17 protein-coding genes are annotated in these 18,292 nt (G+C 68.5%); 13 read left to right on the forward strand and 4 right to left on the reverse strand.

Translation table 11 applies throughout. The annotated features are described in order from the left end of the window. Nucleotides 1-23: 23 nt before the first annotated feature. The gene (locus MHN80_RS12405) at nucleotides 24-686 is read right to left on the reverse strand and encodes a TetR/AcrR family transcriptional regulator (protein WP_239401979.1); all 663 of its coding nucleotides are present in this window, start codon (nucleotides 684-686) and stop codon (nucleotides 24-26) included. Nucleotides 687-808: 122 nt separating this feature from the next. Here MHN80_RS12405 and MHN80_RS12410 point away from each other — a divergent pair, with 122 nt between their 5' ends. From MHN80_RS12410 to MHN80_RS12420, 3 genes are all read left to right on the forward strand, one after another. Beyond that, nucleotides 809-2,380, forward strand: a complete 1,572-nt coding sequence (locus tag MHN80_RS12410) for an MFS transporter (protein WP_239401980.1) — start codon at nucleotides 809-811, stop codon at nucleotides 2,378-2,380. A gap of 40 nt (nucleotides 2,381-2,420) precedes the next feature. Beyond that, the gene (locus MHN80_RS12415) at nucleotides 2,421-3,002 is read left to right on the forward strand and encodes a nitroreductase family protein (RefSeq protein ID WP_239401981.1); all 582 of its coding nucleotides are present in this window, start codon (nucleotides 2,421-2,423) and stop codon (nucleotides 3,000-3,002) included. Between the two features lie 86 nt (nucleotides 3,003-3,088). Next, entirely contained in the window at nucleotides 3,089-3,952 is an 864-nt protein-coding gene (locus tag MHN80_RS12420; RefSeq protein WP_239401982.1) for a glycoside hydrolase family 16 protein, read from the forward strand. Between the two features lie 101 nt (nucleotides 3,953-4,053). Here the strand turns inward: MHN80_RS12420 and MHN80_RS12425 are convergent, their stop codons facing one another. Then, nucleotides 4,054-5,457 (reverse strand): MFS transporter, encoded by a 1,404-nt coding sequence (locus MHN80_RS12425; RefSeq protein ID WP_239401983.1) that lies wholly within the window; start codon nucleotides 5,455-5,457, stop codon nucleotides 4,054-4,056. Nucleotides 5,458-5,810: 353 nt separating this feature from the next. Between MHN80_RS12425 and leuA the strand changes: the two genes are divergently transcribed. The 6 genes from leuA (at nucleotide 5,811) to MHN80_RS12455 (ending at nucleotide 12,549) form a co-directional block, all read left to right on the forward strand. Beyond that, complete coding sequence (gene leuA / locus MHN80_RS12430) at nucleotides 5,811-7,661, forward strand: 2-isopropylmalate synthase (protein ID WP_004021616.1); 1,851 nt, start codon at nucleotides 5,811-5,813, stop codon at nucleotides 7,659-7,661. 121 nt (nucleotides 7,662-7,782) lie between these two features. Further along, complete coding sequence (locus tag MHN80_RS12435; protein WP_239401984.1) at nucleotides 7,783-8,802, forward strand: LLM class flavin-dependent oxidoreductase; 1,020 nt, start codon at nucleotides 7,783-7,785, stop codon at nucleotides 8,800-8,802. A gap of 201 nt (nucleotides 8,803-9,003) precedes the next feature. Next, nucleotides 9,004-9,324 (forward strand): putative quinol monooxygenase, encoded by a 321-nt coding sequence (locus tag MHN80_RS12440; protein ID WP_004021603.1) that lies wholly within the window; start codon nucleotides 9,004-9,006, stop codon nucleotides 9,322-9,324. Between the two features lie 171 nt (nucleotides 9,325-9,495). Further along, nucleotides 9,496-10,689: an acetyl-CoA C-acyltransferase gene (locus tag MHN80_RS12445; RefSeq protein ID WP_239401985.1), complete on the forward strand. Its 1,194-nt coding sequence runs from the start codon at nucleotides 9,496-9,498 to the stop codon at nucleotides 10,687-10,689. Further along, nucleotides 10,682-11,368 carry a TetR/AcrR family transcriptional regulator gene (locus MHN80_RS12450; RefSeq protein WP_239401986.1) on the forward strand — a complete coding sequence of 229 codons (687 nt, stop codon included), beginning with the start codon at nucleotides 10,682-10,684 and terminating at the stop codon, nucleotides 11,366-11,368. Before MHN80_RS12445 ends, MHN80_RS12450 begins: the two co-directional genes overlap by 8 nt. Before the next feature lie 29 nt (nucleotides 11,369-11,397). Then, on the forward strand, nucleotides 11,398-12,549 hold the full coding sequence (locus tag MHN80_RS12455; protein ID WP_064569701.1) for an acyl-CoA dehydrogenase family protein: 1,152 nt from the start codon (nucleotides 11,398-11,400) through the stop codon (nucleotides 12,547-12,549). An 83-nt stretch (nucleotides 12,550-12,632) separates the two neighbouring features. Here the strand turns inward: MHN80_RS12455 and MHN80_RS12460 are convergent, their stop codons facing one another. Beyond that, nucleotides 12,633-13,514 carry a LysR family transcriptional regulator gene (locus tag MHN80_RS12460; protein WP_064569700.1) on the reverse strand — a complete coding sequence of 294 codons (882 nt, stop codon included), beginning with the start codon at nucleotides 13,512-13,514 and terminating at the stop codon, nucleotides 12,633-12,635. A gap of 119 nt (nucleotides 13,515-13,633) precedes the next feature. Here MHN80_RS12460 and trxA point away from each other — a divergent pair, with 119 nt between their 5' ends. Both trxA and MHN80_RS12470 read left to right on the forward strand, forming a co-directional pair. Then, nucleotides 13,634-13,996: a thioredoxin gene (gene trxA, locus MHN80_RS12465; protein ID WP_101821033.1), complete on the forward strand. Its 363-nt coding sequence runs from the start codon at nucleotides 13,634-13,636 to the stop codon at nucleotides 13,994-13,996. An 83-nt stretch (nucleotides 13,997-14,079) separates the two neighbouring features. Further along, nucleotides 14,080-15,078 (forward strand): EamA family transporter, encoded by a 999-nt coding sequence (locus MHN80_RS12470; RefSeq protein ID WP_239401987.1) that lies wholly within the window; start codon nucleotides 14,080-14,082, stop codon nucleotides 15,076-15,078. On the opposite strand, the gene MHN80_RS12475 is transcribed toward MHN80_RS12470, so the two are convergent. Then, nucleotides 15,067-16,158, reverse strand: coding sequence for an alpha/beta hydrolase (locus MHN80_RS12475; RefSeq protein ID WP_101821035.1), 1,092 nt, complete (start codon nucleotides 16,156-16,158; stop codon nucleotides 15,067-15,069). The genes MHN80_RS12470 and MHN80_RS12475 overlap by 12 nt on opposite strands. Nucleotides 16,159-16,233: 75 nt before the next feature. Between MHN80_RS12475 and MHN80_RS12480 the strand changes: the two genes are divergently transcribed. Together MHN80_RS12480 and MHN80_RS12485 are read left to right on the forward strand one after the other, a co-directional pair. Next, nucleotides 16,234-17,535, forward strand: a complete 1,302-nt coding sequence (locus MHN80_RS12480) for a MurT ligase domain-containing protein (protein ID WP_239401988.1) — start codon at nucleotides 16,234-16,236, stop codon at nucleotides 17,533-17,535. Beyond that, nucleotides 17,532-18,254 carry a type 1 glutamine amidotransferase gene (locus MHN80_RS12485; RefSeq protein ID WP_239401989.1) on the forward strand — a complete coding sequence of 241 codons (723 nt, stop codon included), beginning with the start codon at nucleotides 17,532-17,534 and terminating at the stop codon, nucleotides 18,252-18,254. The genes MHN80_RS12480 and MHN80_RS12485 overlap by 4 nt, the downstream gene beginning before the upstream one ends. Nucleotides 18,255-18,292: the final 38 nt, after the last annotated feature.

An 18,292-nucleotide genomic window follows, 5' to 3' on the forward strand; every position in this document is an offset into this window, starting at 1 on the left:
CCTCTCGTACCGAGGCCACGGACTCACACCGCAGACGCCGCGAATCCTAAACAGAGATAGTCGATCCCGGCGTCGAGCCGGGCACGCGGATCGAGGAGTCGGCCCGCGTCGCGGCGGCCGGCCAGACGGGCGAGGTGCGAGGGGACCTCGACCTCGGACTCTCCCGAGATCACCTCGGCGAGTCCGGCGGACGGCAGCAGCGAGTCGTCGTGCAGCAGTTGGTCGCTCACCGCAACCAGCGCCACACCGTGGACGAAACTCCAGACGGACAGCGCCATGTCGGTCGCGCGTTCGATGCCGACGCCGAGTTCCAGGAACCCCGCCGCGAGCCAATCGAGGCATGCCAGCGAATCCTCGCCATAGCTGTGCCGGGGCGACGAGTAGGCGAGGACGACCCATGGGTGCCGCGTGTAGAGCTCCCAGTCGACGTCGACGGCCACCTCGACCCGGGCGCGCCACCCGGGCGCGGTGTCCACCGGGTACGGGAACCGACGCCCCACCTCGGTCGACATCGCCTGCAGCAGCGCGTCCTTGTCCGCGACGTGGCGATAGAGCGACATCGCACCGACCCCGAGTTTCTCGGCAACCCGCCGCATCGACAGCGATCCGATGCCGTCGTCATCGGCGACGGCGATCGCGGCGTTCACGATCGTCGCGGGCGACAGCTTCGAGGTGTCGGACGTCACTTCCGGGTTCCTCCTGCTCAGAGCGGGAATAAAGCGATTGCGTACAGCGTACTCATCCCCGTACGCTGACCCGCGTACACCGTACGCGTAGGTAGCTGTCGTCTGCCGCGAAGGAGGAAGCGATGTCCGCCCAGCTCGACCCGTCGAACCGGCTCCACCCGACCCCGGGTGCCGCCGACCGACGAACGTGGCTGGGGCTGGCCGTGCTCACCCTGCCGGTGTTCCTGGTCTCGATGGACGTCTCGGTGCTGTACCTCGCCATTCCGTCGATCACCGACGCGCTCGCGCCGTCCGCGGCCCAGCAGCTGTGGATTCTCGACATCTACGGGTTCCTCATCGCCGGACTGCTCATCACGATGGGCAACGTCGGCGACCGCGTCGGGCGTCGTCGCATCCTGCTCGCCGGCGCCGGCCTCTTCGGCGTCGCCTCGGTCATCGCGGCCTTCGCTCCCACGGCCGGCATCCTGATCGCGGCGCGCGCCCTGATGGGCATCGGCGGCGCGACCCTGCTGCCGTCGAGCCTGTCGCTCATCGCCAACATGTTCCCCGACGCCCGCGAGCGCGGTCGGGCGATCGGCGTGTGGACCGCGGCGTTCGCCGGCGGCAGCGCGGTGGGCCCGGTCATCGGCGGCGTTCTGCTGCACCACTTCTGGTGGGGCGTGGTCTTCCTGATCAACGTTCCGGTGCTCGTCCTGCTCTTCGTCTTCGGCCCGCGCCTGATCCCGGAGTACCGGGCTGCGACCACCGATCCCTTCGATGTCCTCGGCGTCGTGCTCTCAATGGCAGGCATCCTCCCGCTGGTCTACGCGGTCAAGACGGTGGCGAGCGACGGCGCCACGACGGCCGTGGTCGTCGCGGGCGTGGTGGGTGCGGCTCTGCTGATCGCGTTCCTGCTGCACCAGCGGCGAATCGCGTCCCCGCTCCTCGACCTCAAACTGTTCGGCAACGCACAGTTCAGCGGCGCGGTCGCCGTCGCGCTGATCGGCATGATGGCCCTCGGCGGCATGTCCTACCTGACCGGCGTCTATCTCCAGTCGGTCATGGGCCACGACGTCCTGGCCGCGGCCATCGCCGGCCTCCCGATGGCCGTCGCGGTGGCGGTGTTCTCCATCGGGGCGACCAAGGTCGCCGCCTTCCTGGGCACCCGGTTGGCCTTCGTCGGTTCCGTCGGCCTCGCGGCGGCGGGCAACCTCGGCATGCTGACCCTCGGCACCTCGTCTCCGGTCTGGGTGTACATCCTGTGCACGACGATCGCGGGCATCGGTTACGGCATCCAGTTCAGCCTGGTCTCCGTCGTGGTCGTCGGCTCGGTGCCCCCGGAACGATCGGGCGCCGCATCCGGTATCTCGGAGACGAGTTTCGAGCTCGGCACCGCGATGGGTCTGGCGCTTCTCGGATCGCTGGCCACCCTCGTGTTCCGGGACGGCGATCGCGGCTGGGCGTTCGGCGACACCCTCGGCGAGACGCTGCACCGCTCGTCCGACATGGGTCCGGCCGGCGAGGGTCTGGCCACGGCGGCGAAGCAGTCGTTCGTCGACGGCATGCATGCCGCATCGCTCGCGAGCGGTCTCGCCCTGCTCGTCCTGGGGACGATCCTGCTCGTCGTGATGCGCGACGAGCCGACCGATCCGCAGGCCGAGGTCGCCGACGTGCAGCTGCCCGCCGCGGTCGGCGTGGGACGTACCGAGCCCTGACCGCGGACCGGGACGGCCGCGCGCCACTACCCTCGGGCGGATGCACGAACTGATCTCGGGGCGCTGGAGCGCCCGCGTCTACGATCCCGCCGCGACCATCTCGGTCGACGACGTCACCACCATCGTCGACGCCGGTCGCTGGGCACCCACCTGGGGCCGAGTGCAACCGGTGCGGTTCATCGTCGGCCTGCGTGACGACCCCACCTTCGCCGCCCTGAGCGGCGTCCTGACCCGCGGCAACTCGGGGTGGGCGCCGCGGTCGGCGGCGCTGGTCCTGGTCTGCACCACCGATGACCCCGACGACGCGAAGGCCCATACCTACGGGGCGGTCGACTGCGGACTTGCCGTCGCCCAGATGATCCTGCAGGCCGAGGCACTCGGTTTCAACGCTCATCCGATGGCCGGGTTCGACGCCGACGCCGCCCGAGACGCTTTCGGGATTCCGGCCGGCCGACGGCCGCTGGTGTTGCTCGGCATCGGAGTGCTCGCCGCCGACGCGGCGTCGCTCCCCGAGGACATCCGCGCCCGCGACGAGAAGCCACGCACCCGACTCCCCCTCGAAGAGGTCGCCTTCGCCGACCATTGGGGTCATGCCGCGTTCCCGGACTCCGCGGACACCTGACCGGCGGATGTGACGAACGAGGCATATGGGACAGGAGTGACTTGTGGTACTTCTTCTGCATGACTGTCACACCTCCTCGACGAGGAATGCTCCGCCGATTGGGGGCGCTCCTCGCTCCCGTCGCCGCCGTCACGGCACTGTCGGCCGCTGCGGCACTGTCCGTGCCGGCGACCGCCCACGCCGATGAGCCCTTCAGCCTCGAGTTCAACGGCGCGGCCGGCACCTTGCCGTCGGCGCTGCAGCACGAGACCGGCGCCGGCGGCTGGGGCAACAACGAGGTGCAGAACTACACCGCCGACCGCCTGAACTCACGACTGGACGGCAACGGCAACCTGCTCATCGAGGCACGCCGCGCCGCGACCGGCGGCTGGACATCGGCCCGGCTGACCACCAAGGACAGCTTCGAGTTCACCTACGGAACGATCTCCGCGCGTATCTCCCTACCGCAGGGTCGCGGGCTGCACCCGGCATTCTGGTTGCTGGGCAGCGACATCGACTCGGTCGGATACCCGGCGGCCGGTGAGGTCGACATCGCGGAGACGATCAACACTTCCGACTGGGTGCATGTGGGCGTACACGGTCCGACGGCCCTGGGGACCGCAACCGGGTCGCTCGACATCTCACTCACCGACCTGCTGCCCGGACTCCCCCTGCCGGGCCCCCTCGCCGGCCGCTGGGAGCGGGGCCACGACCTCACCGGCATCGACCCCGGCGACTTCCACGTCTATGCCGTGACCAAGACGTCGTCGCAGATCCGCTTCACCATCGACGGAAACGCGGTCCACACAATCAATCGTTCCTCCCTCACCGGCGATGAACGATGGGTCTTCGACAAGCCGATGTACGCATTGCTCAACGTGGCCGTCGGCGGGATCTGGCCCGGCCCACCGTCGTCGACGACCCCGAGTCCGGCGACGATGACCGTCGACTGGTTGCGCTACACCCCCTGAGTCCGCCGACCCTCGTCCCACAACACTCCGCCCCCGAGCCGTTCGGCTCGGGGGCGGAGTGCGTATGCGTTGGGTGACAGTCGTTTACGCAACCAAGACGTTTACGCGACCAAGACCTGGTCCTCGTCGGTTGCCGACGCACGCATGGTCTTGTCCTTCGTCTCGACGATCATGATCGTGCAGACCACGCTGAGCGCCGACAGACCGGCGAGCAGGACACCCACCCAGATGGCACCGGGACCGGCGATCAACGGGGCGGCGATCAGCGGCGGGATCGCCCCACCGAGGATGCCGGCCAGGTTGTAGCCCATTCCCGCACCGGTGTAGCGGTACCGCGCCTCGAACAGTTCGGGCAGGAGCGCACCGGCAGGCCCGTAGGCGATGCCGAAGATGAGCAGCGTGCCGAGGAGCCCGACGACGAATGCCAGGCCGCCGCCGATCTCGAGGATCGGGAACAGCACCAGCGTCCACGGAATCGCGATGGCACACGAGGTGAGGATGACCCGGCGACGCCCCACGCGGTCCGACCACACCGCCGAAGCCGCGGTCGACAGACCGAACACCACGGCCGCACCCATCCCGGCGGTCAGCACGAACGTCCGCGACAGCTCCAGCGACTTGGTGCCGTAGTTCGTGAGGAACGCGGTACCCATGTAGAACAGCGAGAACAGGCTCGCCAGCGCACCGCCGGCGATCAGGATCTCGCGCCACTGGTGCCGGAACGCGTCCAGGAACGGCAGGGCGGGGCCGTCGGTCGTGGCGGCGCCGGTCGCCTTGCGCTGCTGCGCCTCCCGAAATACCGGGGTCTCGGCGACCGCGAGCCTAACCCACAACCCGACAGCCACCAGCGCGAACGAGAGGATGAAGGGGATCCGCCAGCCGTAATCGAGGAAGGCCGAACTGGTCTCGCCGAGGGTCAGGCTCGCGATGAGGAAGGTCAGGCTCGAGAGGAAGAACGCGAAGGCCGGGCCGAGCTGAGGGAACATCGCGTACAGCCCACGCTTGCCCGGCGGGGCGTATTCGGCGGTGAGAAGCGTTGCGCCCGCCCATTCCCCGCCGACGGCGAAGCCCTGCAGGAACCGCAGGAACACGAGGAGGATGGGGGCCGCGATACCGATGCCGGATTCGGCGAAGCCGAACACACCGGTCTCGTAACCGGGCAGAAGTCCGATCGCGACCGTCGCCAGTCCCATGATCAGCAGGGTCCACACCAGGGTGCGCTTGCGGCCGATCCGGTCGCCGAAGTGACCGAAGAGCATGGCGCCGACCGGGCGGGCGAAGAAGGCCACGGCGAAGGTCGCGAAGGAGGCGATCGTCCCGGTGACCTCGTCGGCGGACGGGAAGAACACCGTCGGGAACACCAGCGCGGCGGCGGTGCCGTAGATGAAGAAGTCGTAGAACTCGATGGTCGTACCGATGGAGCTCGCGGCGGCCACTCGTCGAAGGCTTGTGCGCTTGCCCTCCGGCGGGTCGGTCACCGGGGGCTCGGCGGGGATGGTCGTCACTGGCGTTCGTCCCTTTCTGCAGACGGCCGCGTGGGCGGCGCGCTATCCCGGACGACAACTCACCCGGGCGCCCCGTCGGCCGCATGGATGAATTACGTCACTCACGCTGCCGACTGAGAGGCATGTCATAGTCTGGAATGCGGGCAGCTGGGGCGGCACCCCCCGAAGAGGGGGGAGCCGATCTGGGGCCTCACCTGCAGCTTTGGTCACTTCGTCGCCGGGGAGTACAGTCAGGCGCATGCAGCGCGCACTCCTCCTCGGTTGCCGCGGCGGGGTCTGAACCGACCGGCCCTCCGTCGCGGGGCCCAATCACGCGCCGGTCACTTTCCTTCCAGACACGGAGAATGACCACCATGGCACCAGCAGACAGCTTCACTTCCGGCGCCAGCCGAATCGTCGAGCCCGCGGGCCCGATTCCCGCCGGACAGCCCGTATGGAATCCGCAACGCAGTTCGGCGATGCCGGTTCACCGATACCGCCAGTTCGCCGATGAGGTCGAGAATGTGTCGGTTCCCGACCGCACCTGGCCCGACAAGGTCATCACCACCGCCCCGATGTGGTGCGCGGTCGACCTGCGCGACGGCAACCAAGCACTGATCGACCCGATGAGCCCGGCACGCAAGCGCCGCATGTTCGATCTTCTGGTCCGGATGGGTTACAAGGAGATCGAGGTCGGCTTCCCGTCCGCGAGTCAGACCGACTACGACTTCGTCCGCGAGATCATCGAGGACGGCGCCATCCCCGACGACGTGACGATCCAGGTCCTGACCCAGTGTCGCGACGAGCTGATCGAACGCACCTTCGACGCCTGCCGCGGTGCCGCCAACGTCATCGTGCACTTCTACAACTCGACGTCGGTCCTGCAGCGGCGCGTCGTGTTCCGCGCGGACAAGGCGGCGATCACCAAGATCGCCACCGACGCCGCACACAAGGTGCTCGAGGTGCAGCAGAACTACCCCGACACCAACTGGCGCTACGAGTACTCCCCCGAGTCGTACACCGGTACCGAGCTGAGCTTCGCCAAGGAGGTGTGCGACGCGGTCACCGAGATCATCGCCCCCACACCCGAGCGGCCGATGATCCTCAACCTGCCGGCGACCGTCGAGATGGCGACTCCCAACGTCTACGCCGACTCGATCGAGTGGATGCACCGCAACCTCGCCCGGCGTGACTCGGTCATCCTGAGCCTGCATCCGCACAACGACCGCGGAACCGCCGTCGCCGCAGCCGAACTCGGCTACCAGGCGGGCGCCGACCGCATCGAGGGATGCCTGTTCGGCAACGGCGAGCGCACCGGCAACGTCTGCCTGGTCACCCTCGGCATGAACATGTTCAGCCGCGGTGTCGACCCCCAGATCAGCTTCTCCGACATCGACGAGATCCGCCGGACGGTCGAGTACTGCAACCAGCTGAACGTCCCCGAGCGCCATCCCTACGGCGGAGACCTGGTCTACACCGCCTTCTCGGGCAGCCATCAGGACGCCATCAACAAGGGTCTCGACCAGATGAAGGTCGACGCCGACGACGCCGATTCCGACGTCGACGACATCACCTGGGCCGTCCCGTATCTGCCGATCGACCCCAAGGACGTGGGCCGCAATTACGAAGCGGTCATCCGGGTGAACAGCCAGTCCGGCAAGGGTGGCGTCGCCTACATCATGAAGGCCGACCACGGCATGAACCTGCCGCGTCGTCTGCAGATCGAGTTCAGCCGCGAGATCCAGAAGATCACCGACGGTGAGGGTGGCGAGGTCAATCCGAAGGAGATGTGGGACGTCTTCGCGGAGAACTACCTGCATCCGATCTGGCCGCTGGAGCGCATCCGCCAGAAGGTCGACGCCGCGGAGGTCGACGGCGGCGACGACCACATCACCGCGGTGGTGAAGGTCGAGGGCAACGAGCGCGAGATCTCCGGCTCGGGCAACGGACCCTTGGCGGCGTTCGTCGACGCGCTGGGCACCGTCGGTTACGAGGTCCGGGTGCTCGATTACAGCGAGCACGCACTGACCGCGGGCGGCGACGCGAGCGCCGCGGCGTACGTGGAGACCGAGGTCAACGGCGAGACGGTGTGGGGTGTCGGGATCGCCTCGTCCATCACCACCGCGAGCCTGCGTGCAGTCGTGTCGGCGGTGAACCGCGCCTACCGGGTCGTCTCGGTGCCGGCCGCCGACGACGAAACCGCCCCGGGCACCTGGGCGCCCTGACCCCCACTTCCCTCGAACCGCCGCCGTTCGGCTGATCTGGTCCGATCCGCCGAACGGCCGCGGGGTGGCGGGGTGGCGGGGTCGCGGGAACAAAACGGACCGGAGTTTCATTTAGAGGGTCATGAAGAACATCGGTTTCCTCTCGTTCGGCCACTGGTCGGACGCCCACGGGTCCCAGGTGCGGTCCGGCGCCGACACCTTGCTCCAGTCGATCGACCTGGCAGTGGCCGCCGAGGAGCTCGGCGCCGACGGCGCGTACTTCCGGGTCCACCACTTCGCCCGACAGCTCGCCTCGCCGTTCCCGCTGCTGGCCGCAATCGGCGCGAAGACCAGCCGGATCGAGATCGGCACCGGGGTCATCGACATGCGGTACGAGAATCCGCTGTACATGGCCGAGGACGCCGGCGCCGCCGATCTCATCTCCGAGGGCCGACTCCAGCTCGGCATCAGCCGTGGATCGCCTGAGCAGGTCATCGACGGGTACAAGTACTTCGGATACGTCCCGCCCGACGGCGAGACCGACGCCGACATGGCGCGTCAACACACCGAGGTCTTCCTGCGGGTCATCGAGGGCGGGGGTTTCGCGACCCCGAACCCGCGTCCGATGTTCCCCAATCCGCCCGGCCTGCTGCCCATCGAGCCGCAGTCGCCCGGTCTCCGGGATCGCATCTGGTGGGGTGCCGGGAGCCGGGCAACGGCCGAGTGGACCGCGCAGCAGGGTATGAACCTGATGAGTTCGACGCTGCTGACCGAGGACACCGGCGTGCCCTTCCACCAGTTGCAGGCCGAACAGATCCAGCGCTTCCGCAAGGCCTGGGCCGACGCCGGGCACCCGCGCGAGCCGCGAGTGTCCGTGAGCCGCAGCATCTTCGCCATCGTCGACGACCGCGACCGCGCCTACTTCGGCCGCGGCGGCGCCGAGTCGGACCAGGTCGGTGTGATCGACAACAGCGTGGCCCGGTTCGGCCGCAGCTACGCCGATGAGCCGGACAAGTTGATCGAGCAACTACGTGAGGACGAGGCGATCGCCGCGGCCGACACCCTGCTGCTGACGGTGCCGAATCAACTGGGCGTGGACTACAACGCGCATGTGCTCGAATCGATCCTCACGCACGTCGCGCCGGCGCTCGGCTGGCGCTGACACCGCGTCCGCCGGCCCCGGCCGGTCGCACCGGTCTGCGCGCGAAGCTGTTCGGGGGCAGCGCTTCTGCGCGGGGTGTCGAAACCGCCACATGGAGTCGACTCGCTGACCTAACGTCAGCGGGGTGTCCGATGTCCGAGGGACATCACCGACGAGTTGTCGAGATACACGCCAAGCCCCACCGCGAATGGAGAACCACGAATGTCCGAAGTGATCGTTGTCGCCACCATCTCCCCCAAGGCCGGGGAGGAACAGGCCGTGCGCGACGCCGTCCTCAAGGCCATCCCCCAGGTGCACGATGAGCCCGGTTGCGGGAAGTACGCACTACACGAGGCCACCGGGGACTCGACCGATCTGGTGATGATCGAGCGCTGGGAATCCATGGAGGCCCTGGCCACCCACGGCGCCGCACCCGCCCTCACCGAACTCGGCAAGACGATCGGCGGTCTGCTCGCCGGACCTCTCGATGTGCGCACATTCACCGCCGTCCCCGCAGGTCAGGACGATAAAGGGACCATCTGACGCTCTTGCGGCAATCGCCCTCACCCGACCACCGGGTGAGGGCTTCGTCGTGTCCACCGGTCCCCGATCTTGATTCCGCTGCTGATGGCGTGCTAGACCGGGTATAACGATCGTTAGATAAAGTGACGCGTGCCATGCACTGTGCTGCGTCGCGCCACCGAGAGGAACCCCATGCCCGAAGCCGTCATCGTCGACGTCGTCCGTCTCGCGTCCGGAAAGGGCAAGCCCGGTGGGGCGCTCTCGGAGACCAAGCCCGTCGAGTTGCTGGCGCACGTGTTGCGTTCGCTGGTCGAGCGCAACGACATCGATCCGGCCATCGTCGACGACGTGATCGGCGGCTGCGTCGGCCAGGCCGGCGAGCAGGCCCTGAACATCTCGCGGACCGCACTCCTCTCGGCAGGCTTCCCCGAGTCTGTCCCCGCCACCACAGTCGACCGGCAGTGCGGATCGAGCCAGCAGGCCGCCCACTTCGCCGCGCAGGGCATCATCGCCGGCGCCTACGACGTGGTCATCGCCGCGGGCGTGGAATCCATGAGCCGCGTCCCGATGGGATTCACCACCGCCGGACAGAGCCCTCACGGCCCGAGCATCGCCGCGCGCTACCCCGAGGGTCTGGTCAACCAGGGCATCTCGGCCGAATTGATCTCGGCCAAGTGGAAGTTCGATCGCGACACCCTCGACGCCTTCGCCGCGCAGTCGCATCAACGCGCCGCAGCCGCGGCCGCGGAGGGCTTCTTCGACCGCGAGGTCCTGCCGATCGACGTCACCGACGCCAACGGCGAGACCGTCACCCACCGCATCGACGAAACCGTCCGGGCGACAACCACCGCCGAAGGACTGTCCGGTCTGCGCCCGTCCTTCTACACCGAAGAGACCGCCGCACGCTTCCCGGACATCAACTGGCTCATCACGCCGGGCAACTCCTCACCGCTGACCGATGGCGCATCGGGTGCGCTCATCATGAGCGACACCATGGCCGCCAAGCTGGGGCTCACCCCGCGTGCGCGTTTCCATTCGTTCTCGGTCGCCGGCGACGACCCGATCTTCATGCTCACCGCACCGATCCCGGCGACCCACAAGGTGCTCAAGCGATCCGGGTTGTCCATCGACGACATCGACACCTACGAGGTCAACGAGGCGTTCGCACCGGTGCCGCTGGCCTGGGCACACGAATTCGGTGCCGACCCCGCCAAACTGAACCCACGCGGTGGCGCCATCTCGCTGGGTCACGCGCTCGGTTCGTCCGGTACCCGCCTGCTGTCGACGATGGTCAACCATCTCGAGGCGACCGGCGGCCGCTACGGCCTCCAGACCATGTGCGAGGGCGCCGGCATGGCCAACGCCACCATCATCGAACGTGTCTGAGGCGGCGCGGACGGCTCCCACCCGGAAGCTGACGATCGAGACCGAGGGCCTGGACTGGCGGGAGCGCGAGCCCGTGCCGCTTCCGGCCACCCTCGTCGCGGCCAAGCACGCCTTCTACGAGCGCGGTTATCACGGCACCTCGATCCGCGACATCGCCTCGCGGGCAGGCGTTTCCCTGCCGACGCTCTACTACCACCACGACAACAAACTCGGCATCCTCGTCGAACTGCTCGAGGCCGCGATGACCTCGGTGCTGGCCTGGGTCGGTGCGGCCATCCAGTCCGGCCGGACGCCGAGCGAGCAATTGTCCAATGCCATCGAGTCGATCGTCCTGCACATGACGAGCGATCTCGAACTCGCCAGCGTTGCCCACGAGTTCCGCCATCTCGACTCCGACGATCCGCGACGTGAGACCTACGTCGCGATGCGCACCGAAACCGAGGACCTGCTCGCCGACGTCATCGCGCGCGGTGTCGAATCGGGCGAGTTCCACTTCGACGAGGACCCGAAAGAGGTCCTGCGCTATCTCTTCGGTGCGTGCCAGGCGGTGACCACCTGGTACCGCCCGTCTGGTCCCCGGACACCGGCCGAGGTCGCGGCGTCGTACGCCCTGATCTCCCTGCGCGTCGTCGGTGCTCGAGGACACAGCGACGCCGACCGATCACCGACCGACATCTGAGACAGACTCACTCACGAAAGGGAGAAGCCATGAAACGCACCATCTTCGAAGACGAGCACGAGGCCCTGCGGGAAACCGCGCGCCAGTTCCTGCAGCGCGAATGCGCCCCGTACACCGAGGAGTGGACGCGAGCCGGTCAGGTCGATCGCATCGCGTTCAAGAAGGCCGGTGACGCAGGCCTTCTCGGGTTCAACATCCCGGAGGAGTACGGCGGCGGCGGCGCCATGGACGACTTCCGGTTCAACGCCGTGGTGGTCGAGGAATTCGCGAAGTTCGACGGGGCGGCACCCGGCCTCAGCCTGCAGAACGACGTCGTCGCACCGTACTTCGTGCACCTCGCCAACGACGAGCAGAAGAAGCGCTGGATGCCCGGGATCGCCACCGGTGAGACGATTCTCGCCGTCGCGATGACCGAGCCGGGCGCCGGCTCCGACCTCGCGGGCATCAAGACCTCGGCGAAGCTGGAGGGTGATCACTACGTCCTCAACGGCAACAAGACGTTCATCTCCTCGGGCATCAACTCCGATCTCGTGGTCGTGGTGTGCCGGACCAACCCGGACCCCGAAGCAGGCCACAAGGCGTTCTCGCTCCTCGTCGTCGAACGCGGCATGGAGGGCTTCGAGCGCGGGCGCAAGCTCGACAAGATGGGCCTCAAGGCGCAGGACACCGCCGAACTGCACTTCAACGACGTGCGCGTGCCGGTCGAGAACCTGCTCGGCCAGGAGGGCATGGGCTTCTACCACCTCATGCAGAACCTGCCCTCCGAGCGCCTGTCGATCGGCATCGGCGCCATCGCCGGGGCACGCGCCATCTTCGACGAGACGCTGCAGTACACCAAGGACCGCAAGGCCTTCGGCCGTCCGATCGGCACCTTCCAGGCGAATCGCTTCACCCTCGCCGAGATGGCCACCGAGCTCGACATCGCCGAGGTCTACATCGACCGCTGCCTGCAGGGCGTTCTCGACGGCGAGCTGAACGCCGTCGACGCCTCGAAGAACAAGTGGTGGTGTACCGAACTGGCCAAGCGCGTCATCGACAGCTGCCTGCAGCTGCACGGCGGCTACGGCTACATGAACGAGTACCGCGTCGCCCGCGCCTACACCGACGCGCGTATCCAGACGATCTTCGGTGGCACCACCGAGATCATGAAGGACATCGTCGGCAAGAGCCTCGGCGTCTGAGTCCTCGACATCGTCGACAGCCCGGGGCCACGCCCCGGGCTGTGTGCGTCATACGGCCTGGCGCCACCCGCGCCCGGCGGCGGTCAGCCCTGGTCGGCGCCGACGCCGCGCAGGTGGTCGACGACCTGCTGCACGGCCGCTCGCGAACGCGGCCGGGCGAGCGCCTCGTAGACCCGTGCGGCACGAACACCCTTGAGCACCAGCCGTTTCACCCCCGGGTGGCGGACGGCGAACCGCGGCATCAGAGCGATGCCGTGCCCATGGGCCACCAGGGCCTCGATCGTCGTGAAGTCCAGCATCCGCTGGGTCACCCGCGGCGCCACACCGGTCGCCGCCGAGATCGACAGCAGCACATCGTCGACCGGGAAGCCGCCTTCGACACTGATCCAGTCGTGGTCGGCGAGTTCGGTGACCGCGACCTGGTCCCGCAGGGCCAATTCGTTGTCGGCGGCGACGATCACGTCGACGGGTTCGCGCATCAGCTCGGTGACCCGGACCCGGGGTACGTCGATCGCGGGCGTTCGTTCGTCACGGTGGGTGACCACGATGTCGTGATCCGCGAGAGCTGGTGCGGCATCGTGATATCCGACGTCCAGATGCACTGCGTGCACGTCGATGCCCGACGCCCCGGCGCGCTCCAGGACCGACGGCAGCAGAAGCGTCGCACCCGACGGGAACATCGCCAGCCGGACGCGCGCCTTGCCGGACCGGTACGACGACATCTCCTCCTGGGCCCGATCCACCGCCGCGATCACGTCGTCGGCGCGCAACACGAGTGCGCGTCCGGCCTCCGTCAGACGGATTCGCCTGCCGTCGGGTTCGAACAGCGCGACCCCCGCCTCCTCGGCCAGGACCTTCAACTGCTGTGACACCGCTGACGGGGTCATGTGCATCGCATCGGCCACCGCACCGATCGACTCCCGATCGGCGAACTCACGCAGCAGCCGTAGACGCCGGACCTCCATGCGGCAACGGTACTCACCCATGCCGGCGGCCCACTCCGGCCGACTGCTCGCGCAACGTGCATCGAGTCCCCGTCCGGGCTGCCCGGAATGTCTGGACCCCCCACACCGTTGTCGGGGGCATGGCATCACAAGACATCACCCTGGAAACCTTCGAGGACACCATCGCCTCGGACGGCATCGTCCTGCTCGACTTCTGGGCCGGCTGGTGCGGTCCGTGCCGCCAGTTCGCGCCGGTTTTCGAGAAGGCTTCCGAAACACATTCGAACATCACGTTCGGCAAGATCGACACCGAGGCCGAGCAGCAGCTCGCCGGCAGTCTCGGCATCCGTTCCATCCCGACACTGATGGCGTTCCGCGACGGGATCCTGGTGTTCAACCAGCCGGGCGCGCTGCCCGCGGCTCAGCTCGAGGAATTGATCGGCGCCGTCGAGGGTCTCGACATGGACGACGTGCGCGCGAAGGTCGCCGCGGCTCAGGAGTGACGCGCGTAATATTCAGTAAATCTGAATAGTCAGTGCGTCAAAATTAGATTGTTCTTCATTTGGGTAGCGCCGACGATGGGGCCATGTCCACTCGTGACCGCCTCCTCGCGTTGTTCGTCGTCGTCCTCTGGGGACTGAACTTCATCGCGATCCGACTCGGACTCGACCACTTTCCGCCGTTCTTTCTCGCCGCCATGCGATTCGCGGTGCTCGCGATACCGGTGATGCTCTTCGTCCGGTTCCCGAAGGTGCGCCTGAAGTGGTTCCTGCTCTACGTCGCCGGCTTCGGCAGCGTGCAGTTCATCTTGTTGTTCCTGGCGATGGATCTGGGCATGCCCACCGGGCTCGCCTCGCTGGTGCTCCAGGCCTCGGCGCCGTTCACCGTCGTGCTCGGCGTGCTGTTCCTCCGGGAGCGGATGACCGTCGGCCAGGTCCTCGGACTGGCGATCGCGGTCGTCGGCATGGCGGTGATCGCGCTGGACCGCGTTCACGGCAGCGACCTCGGCGCGGCCGCACTGCTGCCGATCGGCCTCACCGTTCTCGGCGGTCTGAGTTGGGCGGCCGGCAACATCGGTGGCCGGCTCGCCCGGCCGGATGATTCCCTCCGGATGACGCTGTGGATGGCCGTCGTCGCCACCCCGCCGCTGTACGCGGTCAGTCTCATCGTCGAGGGGCCGGCCGCGGGGTTCGAGGCGCTCGCCACGCTCGGCACCGAGAGTGGTCTCCGCGCCCTCGGCGGTCTGCTCTACCTCGCGGTCTTCGGCACCGTCATCGGCGCGGGCCTGTGGACCACACTCCTCGGGCGCAACGACGCCAGTCGGGTGTCCCCGATGTCGCTCCTCGTGCCCGTGGTCGGGATCTCGGCGGCCTTCGTCGTCCTCGGCGAGGTCCCGTCGGTCGGCGAGATCATCGGCGCGGTCATCGTCGTGGCCGGCTGCGCGGCCGGGGTGATGGCCCGTCCGCGGGCCCGCAGAAGAGCCGCGGTCGACGTCGATCCGGCCACGGCCGAGTCACCCGACTCCGAATCGGTCGACCCCGCCGCGCTCGTCGGCACCGGGACCCCGGTGCGTTCAGACCGGTGACGTCGTCCCGCCGGGCGGAGTCGCGGCGAGCGCATCGCGCACCACCGCGCACAGGCGGTCGACCGCCGCGCGGGCGCCGGGACTGATGAGGGTCATGTTGACGAATCCGTGGATCATCGCGCCCTCTCGGCGAACCGTGACCGGCACGCCCGCCTCCTCGAGTCTGCGCGCGTACGCGAGGCCCTCGTCGCGGAGCGGGTCGAACCCGGCGACCATCACATGCGCGGGCGGGAGGCCACTGAGATCCTCGGCCAGCAGCGGCGAGCAGCGCGGGTCGCGCCGCTGCGCGACATCGGGCACATACCGGTCGGTGAACCAGTCGATGCCGTCGGCGGTGAGGAAGTATCCGGTGGCGAACTCCCGCCGCGACGGGGTGTCGGCGCCCTGATCGGTGACCGGATAGATGAGCAGCTGGAACACCGGGGTCACCGCATCGCCCCGGACCTCGCGGGCGACGACGGTCGCGAGGTTCCCGCCGGCGCTGTCCCCGCCGACCACGATCCGCCCCGGATCGAGCCCCCACCTCGGTGCGACCTCGACGGCGAAGCGCCAGGCCGCCACCGCATCCTCGACCGCTGCCGGAAACGGCGCCTCCGGGGCCAGGCGGTACTCGATCGACAGCACGTCGAGTCCGGTGCCGTGCGCGAGACGCCGGACGAACGCGTCGTGGCTGATCCGACTGCCGGTGACGAACCCACCACCGTGGTAGTAGACGAGCAATCCCGCCGACTCGGTCGAGGAGCGGTATCGGGTGGCCGGGATCGGTCCGGCGGGCCCGTCGATGACGAGGTCCTCTTCCACCGCCAGCGGCGGCAGCACCTCGGCCATGGATGCGCCGCTCTCATCGGTCTGCGCGCGCGACTGCGCCACCTCACCCTGGAAGGGATTCAAGCCGGGCACGTTGTCGTTGGCCCAGCCGATCGCCGCGAGTTCGGGGGCCACCCGTTCGCCGTCGGAGTTCACCGGGGCCCGACGCCCCAGAACGGCCAGCGCGCCGGCGGGGATCCGCGCGGCGGCGAGCAGCACGCGGCGTTGCACTCGAGCGGGCAGGGACAGTCGCAGTTGGGTGTCGCGGCTCACAGCCGCAGAGCCTACGCGGCGCCGGCGCATGGCACGACCACTCCCGCCGGATCGGGCTGTGACACACTCGTGCGCATGCCCGACCGACTCTCTTCCGCCGGTTCCGCACCCCGTACGAATACCCGAGTTCCCGCGCGTACCGCCGTTGCACTGGGTGCTGCCGCTGCCGCTCGGTGGGCGTCGCGAACCGCGGGACGAGGCAAGGGATCGATGATCGGCGGTCTGGTCGCCGCGAAGATCGACCCCCAGATCATGGGCAGGCTCGCGGCCGGCAAGCGGACCGCCATCGTCACCGGCACCAACGGCAAGTCGACGACCACGCGGATGACCGCGGCCGCCATGGCCGAACTCGGTGAGGTCGCGACGCAGGCCGACGGCGCCAACATGGACGCCGGGATCATCGCGACACTCACACTCAGCCGCACCGCCCCGTTCTGCGCACTGGAAGTGGACGAGCTGCACGTCCCCCATGTCAGCGACGCCGTCGACCCCGAGGTCCTGGTGCTGCTGAACCTCTCCCGGGACCAGCTCGACCGGGTCGGCGAGATCAACATGATCGAGCGCCGTCTCCGCGAGGGCATCGCACGTCACCCCGAGACCACGGTCATCGCCAATTGCGACGATGTCCTCGTGACCTCCGCCGCCTTCGATGCCCCCGACGTCGTGTGGGTCGCGGCCGGCGCGAGCTGGGTCGGCGACTCGGTCAGTTGCCCGCGGACCGGCGAGCCCATCGTCCGTTCCGAGGAGGGGTGGCGCTCGACCGGCGACGACGACTTCCGGCGTCCCAGCCCCGACTGGTGGTTCGACGACGAGAACATCTACGGCCCCGACGGATTCAGCGCTCCCCTGCAGCTCGCGGTACCGGGTAGGGCCAACCGCGGCAACGCGACCCAGGCGGTGGCGGCGGCCGTCGCGATGGGCGCCGACCCGCGCAGCGCGGTGGCAGCCGTCGGCACGGTCGGCGAGGTCGCCGGCCGGTACGGCATCCATCAGGTCGGGAACCATTCCGTCCGAACACTTCTGGCGAAGAACCCGGCCGGCTGGCAAGAGGCGCTGTCGATGATCGACCAGGACGCCGACGGACTCGTCATCGCGGTCAACGGCCAGGTACCCGACGGCGAGGACCTGTCGTGGCTGTGGGATGTGCGATTCGAGGCGTTCGAGAGCATGCAGGTTGTCGCGGCCGGCGAGCGCGCCGCCGATCTCTCCGTTCGGTTGCTCTACGCGGGCGCCGAGCACACCACCGTCCCCGACCCCATGGCGGCCATCGCATCCTGCCCGCCGGGACGCGTCGAGGTCCTGGCCAATTACACGGCGTTCCGCGACCTCGGGACCGCCCTGGAACGCGCAGCACGATCGCGGAAGGCAGAGCAGTGAGCGAATCGACCCTGCGGATCGGTCTCGTCCTGCCCGACGTGATGGGCACCTACGGGGACGGCGGGAACGCGCTCGTGCTGAAACGTCGAGCGCTGATGCGCAGCATCGACGCCGAGGTCGTGCACATCACGCTCGACGACCCGGTCCCCGACTCCCTCGACGTCTACACCCTCGGCGGCGCAGAGGACTACGCGCAGCGGCTCGCCACCCGACATCTCACGCGCTACCCCGGTCTGCAGCAGGCGGCAGCGGCCGGACGTCCGGTGCTGGCCATCTGCGCGGCCATCCAGGTGCTCGGCCACTGGTACGAGACGTCGGCGGGTGAGCGCGTCGACGGCATCTCTCTGTTCGACCTCACGACGGCCCCTCAAGCAACCCGGAGCATCGGCGAGTTGCTCGTCGAGCCGTCGTTGCCCGGTTTGACCCAGACTCTCACCGGCTTCGAGAACCACCGCGGCGGAACCACTCTCGGCTCCGATGCCGCGCCGCTGGGACGGGTTCGCCACGGTGTGGGCAACGGTGTCGGCGACGGCACCGAGGGCGTCGTCCAGGGCAGCGTCATCGGCACCTACATGCACGGTCCGGCACTGGCCCGCAACCCCGAACTCGCCGATCATCTCCTGGCGATCGCCGTGGGCGTCGAATCCCTTGCGCCGCTGGATCTCCCCGAGGTCGACCGGCTTCGTCGCGAGCGCCTCGCCGCCGGTCGGCGGCGGTAGCGACGACCCCCTGCTTCCCGAGGAGCGCCCGGAGCTTG

Origin of the sequence: Gordonia sp. McavH-238-E (assembly GCF_022348225.1) — a bacterium.
Classification (GTDB): domain Bacteria; phylum Actinomycetota; class Actinomycetes; order Mycobacteriales; family Mycobacteriaceae; genus Gordonia; species Gordonia terrae.